This is a genomic window from Streptomyces misionensis (assembly GCF_007896895.1).
Lineage (GTDB): Bacteria > Actinomycetota > Actinomycetes > Streptomycetales > Streptomycetaceae > Streptomyces > Streptomyces misionensis_A.
Genome location: NZ_VOGW01000058.1, coordinates 22,896 through 23,331, shown reverse-complemented (window position 1 = coordinate 23,331; position 436 = coordinate 22,896). Strand labels below are relative to the sequence as shown.

General features: G+C 78.2%; 1 protein-coding gene. It reads right to left on the bottom strand.

What is annotated here, in order from left to right:
- Window positions 1-436, bottom strand: a 436-nt coding sequence (locus tag FRZ03_RS10600; protein ID WP_146464910.1) for an AfsR/SARP family transcriptional regulator, incomplete at both ends; no start/stop codon positions are given.

The window sequence follows — 436 nt, the reverse complement described above, 5'->3', positions numbered from 1 at the left end:
GCGCAGTTCCTCGCCCGGGTCGGTGCCGAGGGTGTCGGCGAGGGTGCGGCGCGCCGACTCGTAGGCCGCGAGGGCGTCGGCGGGACGGCCGGCGTCGCGCAGGGCGCGGATGAGGAGGGCGTGCAGCGGCTCGTCGTAGGGGTGGGCCGCGGTCAGTTCGCGCAGCTCGGGTACGACGTCCCGGGCGCGGCCCAGCGCGAGGGCGGCGGCGGCACGGGCGCGGGTGGCCTCCAGGCGCAGCGCCTCGGGGCGGGCGGCGGCCGTGCGGTCGGGGAGATCGGCGAGCGCGGGGCCGTGCCAGAGGGCGAGCGCGGCGGTGAGGGTCCGGTGGGCGGTCTCCGGGTCGCCGCCGGTGAGTGCCTCGGTGCCGGTGCGGGTGAGGCGTTCGAAGACGTACAGGTCGACGTCGTCCTCGGTGGCTTCGAGACGGTATCCG